This is a genomic window from Paenibacillus ottowii, assembly GCF_050516475.1.
Lineage (GTDB): Bacteria > Bacillota > Bacilli > Paenibacillales > Paenibacillaceae > Paenibacillus > Paenibacillus ottowii.
This window is the reverse complement of record NZ_CP191577.1, coordinates 2,869,452-2,886,539: the sequence shown is the minus strand read 5'-3', so window position 1 is coordinate 2,886,539 and position 17,088 is coordinate 2,869,452. Positions and strand designations below refer to the sequence as shown.

Genomic DNA, 17,088 nt, shown 5'->3' with positions numbered 1-17,088 from the left:
GAAACATAATGAATAAAAAAAGTGCTCTGATTGCCACAACTTTGCTTTTATCAGTTGCATTAGCAGGCTGTGGTGGGGGGGAGGCCCCCGCTACATCAGCTTCAGTGCAGAAGGCGATCCCAGTCCAAGTGGCAAAAGTGGCTAAAGGCAGTATTAACGACTCAACAGGTATTATTGGAAGCTTTGCTCCGAAAGAGACGGCTCAAGTATCTCCGAAAATTAGCGGGAAAATTCAAAGTATCAATCTTACAGTGGGGCAAAAAGTAAACAAAGGCGATACATTGTTTACTATAGACCAAAAGGATATTCAGGACTCGATTAAGCAATCTCAGGAATCGTACCAGGTTGCTTTGGCTAACTTAAAACAGGCTGAGTCTGGCGCAGCACAATCTGTGCAGCAGGCGGAGTCCAGTGTGGATCAAGCCAAAAGTGCGCTTGTACAGCAAGATAACTCCATTACACAAGCTCAGACCAGTCTGATCGATGCTCAGAATTCCGTGCGTGATGCTCAAAATACGCTTAATCGCAACCAACAGTTGTTTAGTGCGGGCGCTCTATCTCAATCCGAGTTAGAGCAGTCCCAAATAGCGTATCGAAAGGCTCAAACTGCGGTGGAGAATGCACAGATTGCACTGCACAATGCACAAACATCCAAGGAAAGTGCGCAAACCACATATAATAATGCCCAGAAATCATTGCGTCTTGCACAACAAAAAACGGGCATAGACGTAGCACGTGCTTCTGTAAATCAAGCCAAAGCGAGTTTAGACACAGCGCGTAGTCAACTGGTGGATGCTGTAGTCAAAGCTCCGATTTCCGGCACGATATCGGTAGTCACAGGAGTCCAAGGACAAATGGTTAGTGCGCAATCAGCAGTTGTTACAATTGCAAATACCAATCCTATTATTGCTAAAGTCAACGTTTCTGAATCAGAGCTTCTGAAGCTGCAGGTAGGTTCGTCTGTAACTGTAGGTGTGGATTCATTGAATAAGCGCATAGAAGCTAGAGTAACTGCCGTCAATCCCGTAATGGATAATGACCTCAAGGCATATCCTGTCGAGATTTCGGTTCCTAATGGTTCTGGGGAATTGAAGTCAGGCATGGTTGTAACTGTATATATGAAATCAGAAGCTCCAAAAAATATTTTGGTATCCCAGGATGCGATTACAGAGCAGGCAGGGAAGAAGTATGCTTATGTAGTGGAGGGAACTGTTGCGAAGCGGGTAGAGGTGCAAACAGGTCAGGAAAGTGCCAAACAGGTTGAGGTAACCAAGGGGCTTACTGAGGGGCAAAATGTCGTCGTTAAAGGCGTTAGTTTGCTTTCGGATGGTGCAAAGATTAATGTAGTAAAATAATTTGTTTCGTTTCGTTATATTTACATTAAACTGATGTTCTCCGTCATTTCTACTATTTAAAGTGTATTAGAGTATTAGATTTCTAAGAAATCTATAGTCTTTATGTACTTTATGTATTCTATGGATAATTCGTAACGAATATACTCCATTAAAGACCTAATTAATTGTACAGAAATAAACCTTGTACATTTAAGGTTGAGAAGGTAAAAGTTGTAGGATGACGGAGGAACAGGTTCAAGAGTATAATTATGACTATGGAAAGCGGAATACATAATCAAAAAAAAAGAAATTTTTTTTGAAACAGACGCAACTTTTTGAACCCATGCTACGTCTAATTGGGTGAGTATGAAACAAAGGGGTACAAAAGCGTAAAGACAAAATTCGCTAAAAAAAATCTTTACTGCATTGTTATCACATTGTATAATACTGGAGTACGTCATAAATGGACGCTTTCTTTCAACTAGATTCCAAGCTTCTGTGATATTGTCACAGATATCATTTTATAAGGGTTCTCATAAAGCTCGGAAAGGAGGTGTAACGACTGATGAGTGACAAGATCCGACAAAAAGACAAAAATAATATTTCTGTTTATATTCAAGGAGGAGAAAAAAAGGTTATGACAAAGTTTAACAAAAAAATGATCAACGTGCTGGCAACAGCAACATTGGTTGCTGGTGTAGCGACTCCAATTGCAGCATTGACTGCACCAACAGCAATTCACGCATCTTCCAGCTTCAATGTAATTAGTACTCCTAGTATCAACTCAAACCAACAAGATAATGCTGTTTTGGGTAGATCGAAAATAACTATTAGCCAAGCTTCAATTGCTAAAGGTGCTTCTTTCACTATTACTATGCCTAAAGGCTTTGAGTTTGGTAAATCTGGAGATCTTCAGGTTGGCCGTGCTACTTCCGCTACTGACGCTACTTATGGTTTGGGTATTTATCTTGATGCACAAGATAACGCACTCGATAAGAATGCCGCAGCTACTGGCTATAATGAAGCTACAGCACTGACAGTTGAGAAATTGTCTAGTAACTCTGCAAGAGTAACGCTGAATTTTGATAACTCCAAGGATAGCGCTGATGTATATCTGAACTTTGCTAACATTAATGTAAGTGGACCTAGCAATGGACCTGTAAAAGCTACAATTGATGCTTCTTCCCTGAGTGGTATTACTAGCGGTGAAGTTACAATTGCAAACGTAGTATCTTCCGGTCAAGTATCTTTGTCTGCTTTGGATACCGTTTCTAACACAGATAATTTCACTGCAACGTTGAAAGTGAAAGAACAAACGGCTGGTGCTTTGGCTAACAATAATAACATCAAACTGAAATTGCCTAGTGGTTTTAAATGGAACGCTCCAAAAAGTGCTAGCATTCTCTTTGGTGATATCGCATCTGGTGATGTAGTTTCTAATGTTGATGGTGACACTCTGACTGTGTCTTTGAAAAAAGAAAGCACTAAAGAAACAACATTTAACCTGCCTTTGAGCTTCTACGTTGATGATGAAACTAACGCTAAAGAAGGTGATGTTACTGTTAGTATCTCTGGTAACACAACTACTGACGTTAGCTCTCTCGTAGTTGGTAACTATGGTCAAATCGGTGGCGGTGTTACTGTAGCTTCTCCAACTACAATTCTTGCTGGTCATGACGAGCAAAAAATTGGTGATATCGTAATTAAAGAAAAAGTTGCTGGTTCTTTTGTTAACAACCGCACTGTAACTTTGCGTTTGCCTGAAGGTGCTCGTTGGCAGTCTACTTTCGAAAGCAACAACCCAGGAAGTAACTTCTCCGGTTCTATGGAGAACACTAACGGTTTGGGTGGAGCAGAGGTATCTTACACAGATTCCGACAAACGTACTTTGAGATTGACTTTCAAAAACGTTAACAGTTCTAAAGATCCTGGTACTTTGAAACTGAAAAACGTTGAAGTTGCAACTCAACCTGGTTTCTCCGGTGATCTGAATGTTGATGTTGCTGGTAGCCAAGGTCTGAGCGGTACTGTTAAGGTTGCAACTGTGAAACAAGCAGTTACTCTGGCTGCTGCTTCCAAACCAACCCTGACAATCGGTCTGGGCGATCAACAAGTTGGCGATATCACAATCACTGAAGCTGCTAAAGAAGCTTTCGTTAAGAAAGACGGTAGCCGTGAAGTAATCTTGGAATTGCCAACAGGCGTACGTTTTGCTTCTACTCCAGAAGTGAAAGTTACAGCTGGTGACGTTAAAGTGAAGAGCGTATCTACTGATACTTACGGCGATAGCAACAAAGGCCGTCTGAGCTTCTACATCGACAGTGAATCCGCTACTCCAAGTACAATCACAATCTCTGCTCCTAAGCTGACTGTTGACCGTACTGTAGCTCAAGGCGATATCGTTGCTAAGCTGAAAGGTAGCGCAGTTTCTTACACTGCATACAAAGGCGCAACTGACAACACTCAAAACTGGAAAGACAACAACACTGCAGCTGCTGAAGTAGCAATCGCAACTGTTGGAACTCCAGCTCCAGGTGCTACTAAAACTAAAGCTGTTTTCACACTGGGAAGCACTTCCTACACTGTGAACGGCGAAACTAAAACAGCTGATGTAGCTGCTTATGCAGAAAACGGACGCACTTACTTGCCAGTACGTTATGCAGCTGAAGCTTTGGGTGTATCCCCACAAAACATCCTGTTTGACAAAGCAACTTCCACAGTTACTCTGATCAAGGGTGACACTGTTGCTCAAATCAAACTGAACACTAACCTGTTGACTGTTAACGGTACTGTGATTCGTATGGACGTTAAAGCTGTAACTAACAAAAACCGTACTGTACTACCAATTTCTTGGGTTGGTAAAGCGCTGAATGCATCCATCAACTATGATGCAACTGCAAAAACAGTTACTGTTGAAAACAACAACAACTAATTTAAGAGCAACTCTTTTGAGTTAACTGAATTAGATGAGAAGAGGGTTCCTTTTGGAGCCCTTTTCTTTTATTAGTCTTATTGACAAAGGAGAGAAATTATGAAACGTTTTGCAGTGGCCGTACTAACCACATTGCTTCTTACTTCTACGTTTGCCAATCTTGCAGGAGCTCAGTCAGGGGATATAAAGGTTATTATTAACGGTGTAACTCAGCAATATACACAGCCTCCGGTAGTTAGTCAAAATACAACCTTGGTACCTCTTCGGGGCGTTTTTGAAAGCTTAGGAGCGAAAGTGGAGTGGGACAGCAAGGCTAAAAAAGTAACAGCATCTAAAAACGACGATACATTAACTTTAAATATTGGTTCCAAACTTGCTTATAAAAATAGTAATCCGGTACAGCTTGACGCAGCAACTCAAATTCAAAAGGGTCAAGTGCTCGTTCCTTTACGTTTTGTGAGCCAATCATTAGGCGCCAAAGTAAATTGGGATCAGACTTCACGAACAGTGACCATTTCCAATCAAGTTAATGGTAGCACTACTGACATCAATAGCTTGTCCAGCAAGCCACTCGATGCTCCTGTGACAAAAGTTACTTACGATACCTACTATAATGATTCTTTGACCTATGAAGATGCAGTAAAACTGGCTATTGCTGATAGTACTTCAGTTAAAACAGGTGAAGTGAGCATTGACCAAGCAGGAAAAATTATGAAAGAAACTGGTAAAAATATTGATTTTGTTCCTGCTGAAGCAGGTGATGAGGCACAAGACAAAGCCTTCAAGGGTTATGCCCAAACGAACCTTAATTATGAGGCAGCTAAAAAGAACCTGGAAATGACCAAAGAAGGTATTGAATATAACGTGAAGGATCTATACAATAAACTCCTTCAAAAACAAAATGCGGTTAAGCTGGCTGCATTGAATATTGAAGATGCCGAGCGCAAGCTTAAAGTTGCACAAATCAAGAGAGATAATCAAATGTCGAGTGATTATGAGGTTACTCAAGCAACTAATCAGTTAACTCAAAATCAAGCTGCTTTGGATAAAGCAAAAAAAGACCTCGATAGTGCTTATGTGTCGTTGAACCAAGTGATTGGATATAAACCAGAGCAACGTTACGAATTGAAGGATAAGCCTGTCTATTCAGAATTTAAAGATAATGTAGAGACAAAAGTAAGCCAAGTACTGACAAGCAGCACTGCTATTTGGTTAAGTGAGCAAAAAGTCGATTTGGCTGAATTGAGCTTGAAGCTTTATAACTTTAATACTCCTGGAAACACGCCTTATGAAGCTGAACAACTTAATGTTGAAAAAGCTCAGTATGCTACAGAAGGCACAAAGAGACAGTTGGAAGAAGCTGTGAGAACGATTTATAACAACATTAAAGCATTGGAAAGCCAATACTCACAGATCCAAGCTGGTTTGGTAAGTGCAAGAAGTGCGGCTGATATGGCTAAGAAGCAATTTGATGTTGGGTTGGCTACAGAGCTTCAGGTTTACGAAGCTAATTTAAAAGTGACTACTGCTGAGCAACAGGCTGAAGATATAGTTACAAGCATTGATACATTGAAGATGGCATATGGAAAACCTTGGGTTTTACAAGGTGCTGCTTCTGGAGCGCAGTAAGCCTAACCTAATACTTGTCATAACCTGCAGTAGGAGGATTTTATGAAAACACGCTATAAAGTATCGTTAGCTGCTGTTTTAATCGGAGGAGGAATTGTGGCTGGCTCCTTGATGAACAATTCAGTTAATGGAGCCTCCAGTTCTGGACAACCTGGAACAGCTGACGATCCAGTCGTAACCAAAAGCTATGTTGATCAAAAAATTGCTCAGGCCGTCAAAGGTGGGGTATCGTCAAGCAGCACGAATAGTAAAACAGCTAGTTCAACTGCTCAAGCAACAAACACCACTACTTCTACGTCTTCAGGAACCTCGAATGCAGCTAAAAGCTCAACAACGGAGCAGACAGAAGCTTTAAAGGTTGTTGATGTTAAGCCTGGTCAGAAACTGATCGCCAAAGCAGGAGCAGAATTTATTTTACGTAATGGAAATGCTGTTGTGTACAGCATGGATGCCAGTGGTGCTATTGATATTACTTCTGGAACGGAAATTGTTCATAACCAGGCTGTCGAAAAAAATCATTTATTATCGTTTCCTAGAGAAGGAAGAGGTATTCAAGTAAAAGAAGGGCAGAAGTATGGTCTGGTCGTTATGGTACGAGGCGGCTATACTGTTCAATAACTGGTGTCCATCTCTTTTTAAGGTACTCTTTTTCTTAAATACTGTTTGGGATAACAAATTGTTCTTGGCTAAGTTGACTTTAAACACTGCACACTAATCTCATGAAAAATCATTTCATGGAGTGGAGGGTTTATACGATGGCGTCAAGAGGTCAAAGACGATTAATTCCTGAAAGCCGTGCCAGGTTGGATGATTTGAAGTATGAAATTGCTGCCGAGTTTGGGTTACCTGTTTATAATCCTCAATATGCACATATACATCCGAATGCTGACAGTGAATTTGCAGCAGAATTGGGAGAGTTTACAGGGGGTCAAAATGTAGCATGGCGCGATTTAACTTCAAGACAAAACGGCTCTGTTGGCGGAGAAATTACTAAACGATTGGTTCAATCTGCTGAACGTAGCTTATCTGAATTTGGCACATTATAAACTGTAATTATTGATACAATTTCAAAATGAATAATAGGTATAAAATGGGTTTATTTACATGTGAATCGAAGATGGTTTGCATGTAAACTCCGTTTATTATCGAATGTTGTTATTTGGATGACATGAATTGACACCTTGTTTTAAATAGGATATCATGGCATTTGAGGCTTGTACGCAACCTTTTCCTACCGGAAAAGGTTCATTTTTTGTTAATCAGGTGTAAAAGATATCTTCTGTCATTTGTTGCATTGAAGGTAACTGAATAATGCCATACCATGTTAGGATTTTTTTTAATCCTCATGTATTTTAATTATGGGAGGTTGAAATTCATGTCTGTAAAAGGTCGTCATTTGTTCACGTCCGAGTCTGTAACAGAAGGCCATCCGGATAAAATTTGTGATCAGATATCCGATGCTGTATTGGACGCCTTTTTGACTAATGACCCTAATGCTCGGGTAGCGTGCGAAGTTTCGGTTGCTACCGGTCTTGTTCTCGTCATTGGTGAAATTAGCTCCAAGTCGGAATATGTGGACATTCCATCCATTGTTCGTAATACGATTAAGGAAATTGGGTATACACGTGCAAAATATGGTTTTGACTATAATACTTGCGCTGTACTGACTTCTTTGAATGAACAGTCGCCAGACATTGCTCAAGGGGTTAACGCTGCCCTGGAAAGCCGTGATCCTGCTGAAGTAGATAAGGAAACAGAAAACATCGGGGCTGGGGACCAAGGTTTAATGTTCGGTTTTGCTACGAATGAAACACCTGAGTTGATGCCTCTGCCTATCGCTATGTCTCATCGTATTGCACGACGTTTGTCTGAAGTGCGTAAGGATGGAACACTGAATTACCTTCGCCCTGATGGTAAAACTCAAGTAACGGTAGAGTATGAAAATGGCAAACCTGTTCGTATTGATGCCATTGTGGTTTCCACGCAGCATGCAGAAGATACTACTTTGGAGCAAATTCAGGCAGATATCAAAGAGAAGGTCATTTTGCCAGTTGTTCCTGCTGAATTGCTGGATGATCAAACCAAATACTACATTAATCCGACTGGACGCTTTGTAATCGGTGGTCCTCAAGGGGATGCAGGTCTGACAGGTCGTAAAATTATTGTGGATACGTACGGTGGTTATGCTCGTCATGGCGGGGGAGCATTCTCGGGTAAAGATCCAACTAAAGTGGATCGTTCTGCTGCTTACGCTGCTCGTTATGTAGCGAAAAACCTTGTGGCAGCTGGATTGGCAGACAAGGTGGAAATTCAGCTTGCTTATGCCATCGGTGTAGCTACACCTGTTTCGATTAACGTCGATACATATGGCACAGGGAAAGTAAGTGATGAAAAACTCGTTGAGCTGATCCGAAATAACTTTGATTTACGCCCAGCAGGCATCATTCGTATGTTGGATCTACGTCGCCCAATATATAAGCAAACCGCTGCTTACGGTCACTTTGGACGGACTGATTTGGATGTACCATGGGAGAGTGTAGATAAAGCTGAAATTCTGAGAGAGCAAGCGGGCTTATAATCCTATCCTCGTATGTCATCAGAATAACGCATTAATCAAAAAAAGACTGTTCATGCTATGCATGAGACAGTCTTTTTTGATATGCTTCGCTATTAACAATGAACTTACCACGATGTACTTAATACTGCTCGACTATTCGGGTACTGGTTCAAGACCCAATACATTTTTGAGCAAACGACATACCTTTTGGATTTCCTTATGTTGCTCCAAATACGCAAAAAGAGCTTTTAAGAGGCCTTTCTGAGGGTTCGCTTTCAGTGCTTCTTCCTTTAATAGGACGTAGATTTGCTGACATTCCTGCTTCTCCTCTGAGTTCCACGAAGACAGCAGTATACTGTCTTCTAGAGAATGAAGAAGGCTGTTTATCTGGCGACCTTGGTCAAAGGGATTACTTAGTATACTTTCAGGTAACCAGCCTTGCTTGCTCCAGAACAAATGGGGAGCAGGATCGGAACCGTTCAGGCTGGCTGCCAGGGAGTTGGATAAGAAGATGATAAACTGTGTTAGACGTTCAATCGTTTCATCATTCATCCGATCGGCAAAAAAACGAATATACTCAAACACAATACTTTTAAGCACAAAGGTTATATCCCATGCATGATCTTCGATAGCTGTTCCAAAAATATCAATTAGGCAGTCACGTACCCATTTGTACAATTTGTATTCATGCTGCTCGAACACGCCGTTGAGCTGTTCATTCTGAAAAATAAGCATGGACGGTTCAGGAAGATCCATCATGAGATATACTTTGTTTTCAACAAGATTTTTCAGGTAGAGAACAATAAAATCGTGCAGTTTATCATGTTTAGATAGGTCAGGTTTACTGTAGAGTGCCCGGATGTCTTGTTCAATATTATTTTCTAGAATGATACACATTTCCAAAGGCAATTCTTCTTTCCCTTGAAAGTATTTATAGAAGGATGCCTTTGCCATTCCACTTTCTTTGGCGATCTCCTCAACAGATGTCGAATAATAGCCTTTTCTGGAGAACAGCCGAATGGCCGCCTGTAAAATATCATTTTTTTTACTTTCCATACATACTCCCTCCAGGAATCAACTCGACAGCATGCGAAATCGCTACTTCATACGTTACAAAGGTTGGTCACGAGTAATAGCTGTGCGCTGCTGTTTTTTGAGTTGCTGGTGCATCTTGTACTTAGCCATGATCATATACAAAGACGGCACCACAAACAAAGTTAACAAGGTCGAAAATAACAAACCGAAAATGACGGTGAACGCCAATGGCTTAAAGAGCAGACTTCCGAATAGTGCTAATGGAATCATACCTACAATGGCAGCCAGAGAAGTCAATAAAATCGGTCTGAAGCGAGCCGTGGCTGCTTGTATAACAGCTTCCTTTAATTCCATTCCTTCATGTCTTGCATCCTCGATAAATTCAATTAAGACAATCCCGTTCCGCACAACAATACCCGCAAGTGCGATAATTCCCATGATACTCATAAAACCGATAGGCATACCAGTCAGGAAGATACCAATAATCCCGCCAGCTGCTGCTAGATATACGGTCGTCATAATAATAATAGGAATAGAGAGTGAATAAAATTGCATCGTGATCAAGAGTAAAATGAGTAGGACTACCACGATTGCCAACTTCCCTAAATCCCCGAATATGGTGGACTGATCGGATGTTTCCCCGCCTACCTCCCACTTATAGCCTTCAGGGAACTTCATCTGTGCCAGTTTGCTTTCCACATCTACCATGGCTTCGCTTGCAGTTCGTCCGTTCAAGTCGGCCTCGACTGTAATCGTCCGCTCCATATTGTAATGCTTGATTTGCTGAATAGCAAATGACGGTTTAATCTGTACAAGCTGGTTTAATGGAATTTGCTTTCCAGCTGCATTCACTACACTTAATTGTTGAAAAAGCTTACTTGGCTCCTCGTTACTGTGATTCAAATACATTTTGATATCTACCAGACTGCTTCCCGTATCAAATTGGCTAACTTGAGCTCCTTCCTTTAATAGAAGAAGAGTACGAGTCAAATCGGTGTAGCTTACGAGATACTGGTCCATTGCTTGCTTGTTGACCTCAAGCTCAAGAGCATATCGTTCAATTCCTACGTCATCTACAATGCCTGTTGTACCCTTTACTGTTGCGATCTGCTCTTTTGCTTTTTGGGCAAGGGTTTGCAGTTCATTCAGATCCTGACCGGAGATACGAATAGAAACGGGCTTACCTACCGGAATCCCGAGACGGGGCACATACATGGTAACCGTAACGCCAGGGTAGGATTTTTTAACATGTTGTTTCCAAGCATCAACTGTCGAATTGAGATCGAATACGTTCTCTTTTCCAACAACAGCAATCTGACCTACGGTTTCGTTATAAGTAATATTTCCACCCGCACTATTAATATCACTAAACAGTTGGGGAGCAGTCCCTCCAGCGCTGTAAACGACCTTGGAAGTTTCAGGTTGCTTCTTAATCCAGCCTGCAAGATCCTTAACGACCTGGTCGGTTTCCGCAATGGAAGTACCTACAGGCATTTTTACATTTAAAGCAACATGAGGATCTTCCGATTCAGGGAAAAGCTCAACCGATGTAAAGGGAACTAATCCATAAGCGGCTGTTCCAAGCATAAGTCCAACCATAGCCGTCAGCAAGGGACGCTGAATGACTTTAGGCATCAGCTGTTGTGAATAAAGCTTGTTTAAAGAATGAATCTGCTGACCGAGCAAGCCTACTGGTTTAGACTTCCTCTGAGGATGACGAGTCTGTCTGCGTTTCTCATACCATTCTCGGAAAATAGGAATGATCGTGAGAGACATGATCATGGAAGCTAACATGGCCAGAGAAACAATGGCGGGAATGGGTCTAATAAAGGCACCTACATTTCCGGGAAGGAACAACAATGGAGCAAAGGCAGAGATCGTGGCCAATGTTGCAACCAAAATAGACAGCATGACCTCTTTGGTACCTTTTATAGCTGCAACGGAGGGCGGTTCTCCTAATTCCGTAAGTCTGCGCTCAATATTATCGTTTACCACTACTGCATCATCCACGAGTATGCCAAGTACAATGATCAGACCGACAACGGAAATTTGATTTAGAGTAATGCCAAACATGGGTAAAAAGATAATGGCGATCGAAACCGAAATAGGGATTGCCAGCGCGACAAAAGCTGAGGTGAGTAAATTCAGGCCCAACATACAAACAAGAATAACAGCCGCAATGGCCAGAATCGTTTCACGCTTTAAGTCGTCAAAAATATGGCTTACCTGATCCTTTTGTGCAAAAAGAGTTTGTAAGTGAACACCCGCAGGGAGTGTTTTCTCCAGCTCTTTGAGCTTGCTATCGACCTTTTCGCTCATAGAGGGGATGTCTGTCCCTGTTTCCGCTCCAATACTTAGTGTAATGGCCGGCTTACCCTCTACGTAAGCAAAATATTCTGCTTCAGAATGTGCCAGCTCAGTTGTACCGATATCTCTTAAATAAACAGGGTTACCTTCTTTGGTACGTGTCAAAATGAACTGATTTAATTCATCAGCTTTTTCGGTCTCACGAACAACGAGTTGATAGGTTCGTCCGTTATATTCAATATTACCAGTAGGAACCCGATCCATCTGAGACTGAATCGCTTGTGCCACTTGCCCCCACGATAATTGATATTGCTGAAGCTTCTGGTTGTCAATATGAACACGTACTTCCTGATCGGGAAGACCATTGAATTTGACACTGGATACGCCGGAAATTGTATTAAGTTGATCTTTCCAGGTGGTAGTCAAATCATTTAGTTTATACAGGGGTGCAGATGAGTCGGCAGTCAGGGCATAAGAGCCGATAAATGAGCTGGTCAGCTTGTCATTTACAACAGGCACTTCAGCGCCTTGAGGAAGATCAGCTTGTGCATCTTGCACCTTTTTACGCATATTATCCCAAACCGTTTGAGGATCGATTCCATTTTTGGATTCGATTAAAATAGATGAAAATCCGTTCCCAGAGGTCGAATTAATCGTTTTAACACCTTCAACCTCCTTGATGCGTTTCTCCAGCTCTTTAGTTACGGTTTGTTCTACTTTTTGTGGCGAAGCACCGGGGTAGACGGTTGTGACCGTAGCATTCTGTATAGTCACGTCGGGCATTTCCTGCTGTGGTAACTGGAAAAAACCGAAAGCCCCGACTGTAATCAGCATGACAAAAAACAGTAATGTAATTTTTCGTTTTTTTACAATGTACTCAATCATGGGCGTCCGCCTTCCTCCGACTGAATTGCATTTCCATCAAACAGGTTCTCCGCCCCTTTAACGACAATACGTTCTCCTTCACGAAGCCCAGATATAATTTGCAATTGATTATCTACAACCTGATTGCCAAGCTCCACAGGGGTTCTCACCGCTTTTCCTTGAACATCTTTGAAAATAAAGGGCTTGCTTCCCGTATTGATGACTGCTTCAGCAGGAACAAGAATGCCATTCTTGTCTGTCACCTGATGCGCAGCTTTAATGACCTGACCGGGTAACCAGTCTCGTTGTGGATTGGCAATGACAACCTCTACGTTAACGCTCCCCGTATCTGTGCTGGTTGAAGGATAGACGTTGGACACCGTACCTTGACGAGTTTCTTCGTAGAGCGCTACCTTTACCTGTTGTCCTTTTTTCCAATCCCTAATTTCACTGTCTGGTACGGGAAGCAGCACTTTGAGACGGTCAATGGAGCCTATGCGATAAACAGCTTGGCCTGATGCGACCAAATCACCTGTATTCACGATTTTGTCTAGAATTACGCCGTTTACGGGAGAATTTAAACGGGTGCGTGACAGTGCCAGCTCTGCCTGGTCCTTAGCGACTAGGGCTTTTTCGTAGTTGGCACGCGCTTGTTTTTGGGAAGCCTCAGCCTGTTCGCTGGCTGCAAGAGCTTTGGTTTTACCTGCAATCGCATCCTGAAAGGAAGCTTGGACAGATTGATGCTCTTCGGCTGTGGCCCCTTCCAGCAAAAGAGATAAGGAAGCTTTTGCTTGCTCCAGATTTTGAAGAGCAGTGGTAGCATTCAGGTGTGCGTTCTCGTTATCCGACGCGGTAGCTACCCCCGCCTCAAACAGTTTTTGTGTCCGCTCGCTATCCGCCTTGGCCTTGTTATAGGCGCTTTGTGCCTTATCAACAGTGACTTTCGCTTGCTGTTTTTCCTGAGCGCGCGCACCCTTGTTGACCTTGCTAACATTTGCACGAGCATTCGCAATACCAGCATCAGCAGATTGAATTGCAGAGTTAGCTGCCTGTAGGTTAGCCTGTGCGTTATCTATACCAGCTAGAGCTTCTTGAATCGAGGCTGTTGCCTGTGCAACCTGCAGCCTATAGTCAGCATCATCTAGACGGGCAATGATTGCACCTTTTTGGACAAGAGTGCCAGTCGTGATCTCTGCGCTAGCGACGGTACCTCCATTTTGGAAGGCTAGTGTGCGTTCCTCATAAGCCTGAAGGGTACCTGACAAGTCATAGGCAGTATGGAGCGGTGAATTTTTAACAATTGTGGTGCGCACAACGGTTGGCTGTGCCGATGAACCTAAAGTGGCATCTTTTTTTTCGGTTGAACATCCGGCAATGGCGAGGCTCAATGATAAAGTGAGCACGATGATGGCCCGTTGTTTATTCATGAATATCAATCCTTCCGATAGGGTCATATAATCAAACTTGAACCAATTGGTTTAAAATGAACCCATAAGTTCATGTGTATTATAGTGCGCCCATATTGCATCCGTCAATTCACTGTTTTGGATTTTATGAATTAGTTGGCGGTATTTCGGAACTTTTGCCTTTATAATAAGTCTATTAACATAAGAGGATTTTTTTGTTTATTGGTAGAGTCACGTTCGGATTAATCCGTTTGAATACAAAGAAGATGGGAGCTATTGTCCAAATGTTTTTAAGTAATAGAAAACAGAGCAAATTGAAAGTAGATGGCAAAGGAATTGCTAAAAGATGGGCTGTTTTAACGCTAGCAGGAGTATTATGGGTCGGTCCGGTTGCTGGAACTGGGGTTCTAATTCCGTTAAATAATTGGATATCTGCTCCAATCGCGAGTGCTGCCTCCGGTTCAACGGTAAAATTGGGTGAGGAGATCATTACTTCGGGCGCAACATTATTGAAATATCGTTTTAAAGGGTCAAAAGGAACAGCGCTGGCTGATATCATTCGAGTAGACTTGCAAAATCCGTACGTAAAACTAGATGTCATGACAGGGAAGAACGGACAGTTTACGACCCGTCAGAGCACAGGCGGTATGGCAAAAGAGACCGGTGCGGTTGCTGGCGTGAACGGGGATTATTTTAATACCTCTAGCGAGGGAGCACCGATTGGTGGACAAGTATCTAAGGGCGTGTTGATGTCTACACCCTCTGATTTAACAGGGATGTATGCCTTTGCTGTAACGAAGGATGGCTCGCCGATGGTTGAACAGTTTACTTTTGAAGGTACAGTAAAAGCTGGAGACGGGTCTTCCTTCTCTTTGGCAGGGATGAACAAAGCTTCGTACTCGCCTGAGACGAGTGGGAGCAGCTATAGCCATTCCAACGCTATGTATATTTATACATCTGCTTGGAAAGCAATTGAGCGGCCTAAAAACAGTTCGACAACGCCTACCGAAATATTGGTACAAAATGGTGTGGTTACGCAAGTCTCCGAGAATGCTACATTGAATATGACTGTTCCGCAGGATGGCTACATTTTACGTACGCACGGTAAAGCAGCTGATTATGCCAAAGCGCATCTGACTGTGGGACAGACCGTAGAAACGAGCTATCACCTTCGTGTCAAATCGACAGGGAGTGAAGTAGATCCTGCCAACCTTCAGATGATGATCGGTGGACATACCATATTAGTAAATGACGGACAGAAGACTTCGTTTTCCCGAAGTACGACAAGTATAGGCGGGACGCGTGCGCGTACGGCTTTGGGATATTCCCGGGACAAACGATATGCATACGTCATTGCCGTTGAGAAGAATGAGAACAGCGTTGGTGTATCCCTGAGCGAGCTGCAAACACTGATGAAAGATATTGGCGTTTGGAAGGGAATGAACCTCGATGGGGGCGGCTCTACCACCATGGTAACTCGCGATTTGGGAGATACGACAGCGGGACTTACCTTTAATACAGAATATGGTACAGAGCAACGCAGCATCGTCAATGGAGTGGGCGTATATACCACTGCTCCTAAAGGAACGCTCAAAGGCTTTACCATCAAGGGCAATAAAACGCTGCTGATTGGTCAGACCGGAAGCTACTCCTTTAAAGGCTACGACAACTACTACAATCCATTTGATACCTCGAAAGTGCAAGTGACGTGGAAGTCCAGCAATCCGGCTGTTGTGTCTGTGAGCGGCGGTGTTGTGAAGGGGGCCAAACCGGGAACTGCTACTTTAACAGCATCCAGTGGCTCAGCCAGTGCGACAACCAAGGTCACCGTGCTTGGAGCGGATGAAATTTCATCGCTTACTGCAGGAAGTGGGACAGGCTCGCTTACTGCAGGGGCTAAAATCCCAGTACCAATAACAGCCAAAACGAAGGATGGACAGAGTGTCAGCATTACGTCAGATGCACTCAAATGGGAGTTCATCGGCTTTAAGGGAAGTGTAAAGGACAATCAGCTAACGGTAAATACAGTGGATGCGGGTGTGAAAACAGGCTATGCCATTGGTCGCTACGATGGTTTCAGTGCGGTTGTTATCCTGTCTGCTGGCGGGGCAAGTACAAATAACTGGGAAAACTTCGAAAATGTATCGTATCCGGTTGATTTCACTTCAAATGTGGAAGGTGTTACCGGCACAGCGGCTGTTGTACAAGGGGATGGAGACCATGCTAATTCCAAAGTGCTGGAGCTAAGCTACGACATGACGAACGGCAGTGGTAAAATGTATGCTTACGCTCAATTAAACGGCACATCCGGGAAGACACTGGAACAGGCAGCTACATCCATCTCGCTTGATGTCAAAGGAGATAAGAGTCTGAACTGGCTGCGTGCGGAGTTAGAGGATGCCCAAGGCAAAACCGCCTATATTGATCTCGCTAAAGTGATCGACTGGAACGGCTGGAAAACGATTAACGCAGATATGAGTGGCTTGAATATTTCATATCCAGCGAAGCTAAAACGTCTCTATGTGGTCAATGTAGCTGAGGGGCAGGATGAGCGTGCTAAGACAGGTAAGGTTGCTTTTGATAATATTTCTTTTAATACACCGGGAACGGTCGGTACAGAAGGACTCAAAAAGGGAACAGCTCAGATGACGATCGGCCAAAAATCAATGACAGTCAATGGAACACCAGCAACGATTGACGCAGCTCCGATGACTCGCGATGGTTCGACGTATGTTCCGATCAAGTATGTACTGGACGCATTTGGTGGGCAAGCCAAATGGAATGCTGGCGATCAGCGGATTACCATTATGCGTGGTGGTGTGCTGATGGATTTGACTGTAGGAAAGAAAGAAGTAATTCTGAACGGAAAGCGTCAAAGCACTGATGTTGCACCTATTGTACTAGGAGGTAGGACTTTAGTCCCATTAAGACTTGTGTCTGAGCAGTTAGGGATGACTGTAAAATGGGAACAGGAAACGAAGACCATCACCCTCCAGTCATGATATGGTATGATATATACTTGAA

Annotated in this window: 10 protein-coding genes; 7 read left to right on the top strand and 3 right to left on the bottom strand. The window is 43.0% G+C overall.

Going from position 1 to position 17,088, the window contains the following annotated elements; genetic code table 11:
- Positions 1–8: 8 nt before the first annotated feature.
- The 6 genes from ACQQ6X_RS13375 to metK all read left to right on the top strand — a co-directional run bounded on the left by ACQQ6X_RS13375 (position 9) and on the right by metK (position 8,473).
- Positions 9–1,355, top strand: a complete 1,347-nt coding sequence (locus ACQQ6X_RS13375; RefSeq protein ID WP_305165734.1) for an efflux RND transporter periplasmic adaptor subunit — start codon at positions 9–11, stop codon at positions 1,353–1,355.
- Between the two features lie 544 nt (positions 1,356–1,899).
- On the top strand, positions 1,900–4,266 hold the full coding sequence (locus ACQQ6X_RS13370; protein WP_305165733.1) for a copper amine oxidase N-terminal domain-containing protein: 2,367 nt from the start codon (positions 1,900–1,902) through the stop codon (positions 4,264–4,266).
- Positions 4,267–4,365: 99 nt separating this feature from the next.
- Positions 4,366–5,895 (top strand): stalk domain-containing protein, encoded by a 1,530-nt coding sequence (locus tag ACQQ6X_RS13365; RefSeq protein WP_305165732.1) that lies wholly within the window; start codon positions 4,366–4,368, stop codon positions 5,893–5,895.
- Positions 5,896–5,937: 42 nt separating this feature from the next.
- Complete coding sequence (locus ACQQ6X_RS13360) at positions 5,938–6,513, top strand: hypothetical protein (RefSeq protein WP_149034517.1); 576 nt, start codon at positions 5,938–5,940, stop codon at positions 6,511–6,513.
- A 137-nt stretch (positions 6,514–6,650) separates the two neighbouring features.
- The gene (locus ACQQ6X_RS13355; RefSeq protein WP_063212248.1) at positions 6,651–6,941 is read left to right on the top strand and encodes an alpha/beta-type small acid-soluble spore protein; all 291 of its coding nucleotides are present in this window, start codon (positions 6,651–6,653) and stop codon (positions 6,939–6,941) included.
- Positions 6,942–7,270: 329 nt separating this feature from the next.
- Positions 7,271–8,473, top strand: coding sequence for a methionine adenosyltransferase (gene metK, locus ACQQ6X_RS13350; RefSeq protein WP_305165731.1), 1,203 nt, complete (start codon positions 7,271–7,273; stop codon positions 8,471–8,473).
- A gap of 132 nt (positions 8,474–8,605) precedes the next feature.
- On the opposite strand, the gene ACQQ6X_RS13345 is transcribed toward metK, so the two are convergent.
- Genes ACQQ6X_RS13345 through ACQQ6X_RS13335 form a run of 3 tightly spaced genes read right to left on the bottom strand, consistent with a single transcriptional unit; the run spans position 8,606 to position 14,085 of the window.
- Positions 8,606–9,508: a TetR/AcrR family transcriptional regulator gene (locus ACQQ6X_RS13345; RefSeq protein WP_305165730.1), complete on the bottom strand. Its 903-nt coding sequence runs from the start codon at positions 9,506–9,508 to the stop codon at positions 8,606–8,608.
- A 54-nt stretch (positions 9,509–9,562) separates the two neighbouring features.
- The gene (locus tag ACQQ6X_RS13340; protein ID WP_305165729.1) at positions 9,563–12,679 is read right to left on the bottom strand and encodes an efflux RND transporter permease subunit; all 3,117 of its coding nucleotides are present in this window, start codon (positions 12,677–12,679) and stop codon (positions 9,563–9,565) included.
- On the bottom strand, positions 12,676–14,085 hold the full coding sequence (locus tag ACQQ6X_RS13335) for an efflux RND transporter periplasmic adaptor subunit (protein WP_305165728.1): 1,410 nt from the start codon (positions 14,083–14,085) through the stop codon (positions 12,676–12,678). The genes ACQQ6X_RS13340 and ACQQ6X_RS13335 overlap by 4 nt, the downstream gene beginning before the upstream one ends.
- A gap of 263 nt (positions 14,086–14,348) precedes the next feature.
- On the opposite strand from ACQQ6X_RS13335, the gene ACQQ6X_RS13330 reads away from it, so the two are divergent.
- Entirely contained in the window at positions 14,349–17,066 is a 2,718-nt protein-coding gene (locus tag ACQQ6X_RS13330; protein ID WP_305165727.1) for a stalk domain-containing protein, read from the top strand.
- Positions 17,067–17,088: the final 22 nt, after the last annotated feature.

What these genes read in the sequence shown, in the direction of transcription:
- ACQQ6X_RS13375 (WP_305165734.1), top strand. Translation starts at nt 9, where the DNA reads ATGAATAAAAAAAGTGCTCTGATTGCCACAACTTTGCTTTTATCAGTT.
- ACQQ6X_RS13370 (WP_305165733.1), top strand. Translation starts at nt 1,900, where the DNA reads ATGAGTGACAAGATCCGACAAAAAGACAAAAATAATATTTCTGTTTAT.
- ACQQ6X_RS13365 (WP_305165732.1), top strand. Translation starts at nt 4,366, where the DNA reads ATGAAACGTTTTGCAGTGGCCGTACTAACCACATTGCTTCTTACTTCT.
- ACQQ6X_RS13360 (WP_149034517.1), top strand. Translation starts at nt 5,938, where the DNA reads ATGAAAACACGCTATAAAGTATCGTTAGCTGCTGTTTTAATCGGAGGA.
- ACQQ6X_RS13355 (WP_063212248.1), top strand. Translation starts at nt 6,651, where the DNA reads ATGGCGTCAAGAGGTCAAAGACGATTAATTCCTGAAAGCCGTGCCAGG.
- metK (WP_305165731.1), top strand. Translation starts at nt 7,271, where the DNA reads ATGTCTGTAAAAGGTCGTCATTTGTTCACGTCCGAGTCTGTAACAGAA.
- ACQQ6X_RS13345 (WP_305165730.1), bottom strand. Translation starts at nt 9,508, where the DNA reads ATGGAAAGTAAAAAAAATGATATTTTACAGGCGGCCATTCGGCTGTTC.
- ACQQ6X_RS13340 (WP_305165729.1), bottom strand. Translation starts at nt 12,679, where the DNA reads ATGATTGAGTACATTGTAAAAAAACGAAAAATTACATTACTGTTTTTT.
- ACQQ6X_RS13335 (WP_305165728.1), bottom strand. Translation starts at nt 14,085, where the DNA reads ATGAATAAACAACGGGCCATCATCGTGCTCACTTTATCATTGAGCCTC.
- ACQQ6X_RS13330 (WP_305165727.1), top strand. Translation starts at nt 14,349, where the DNA reads ATGTTTTTAAGTAATAGAAAACAGAGCAAATTGAAAGTAGATGGCAAA.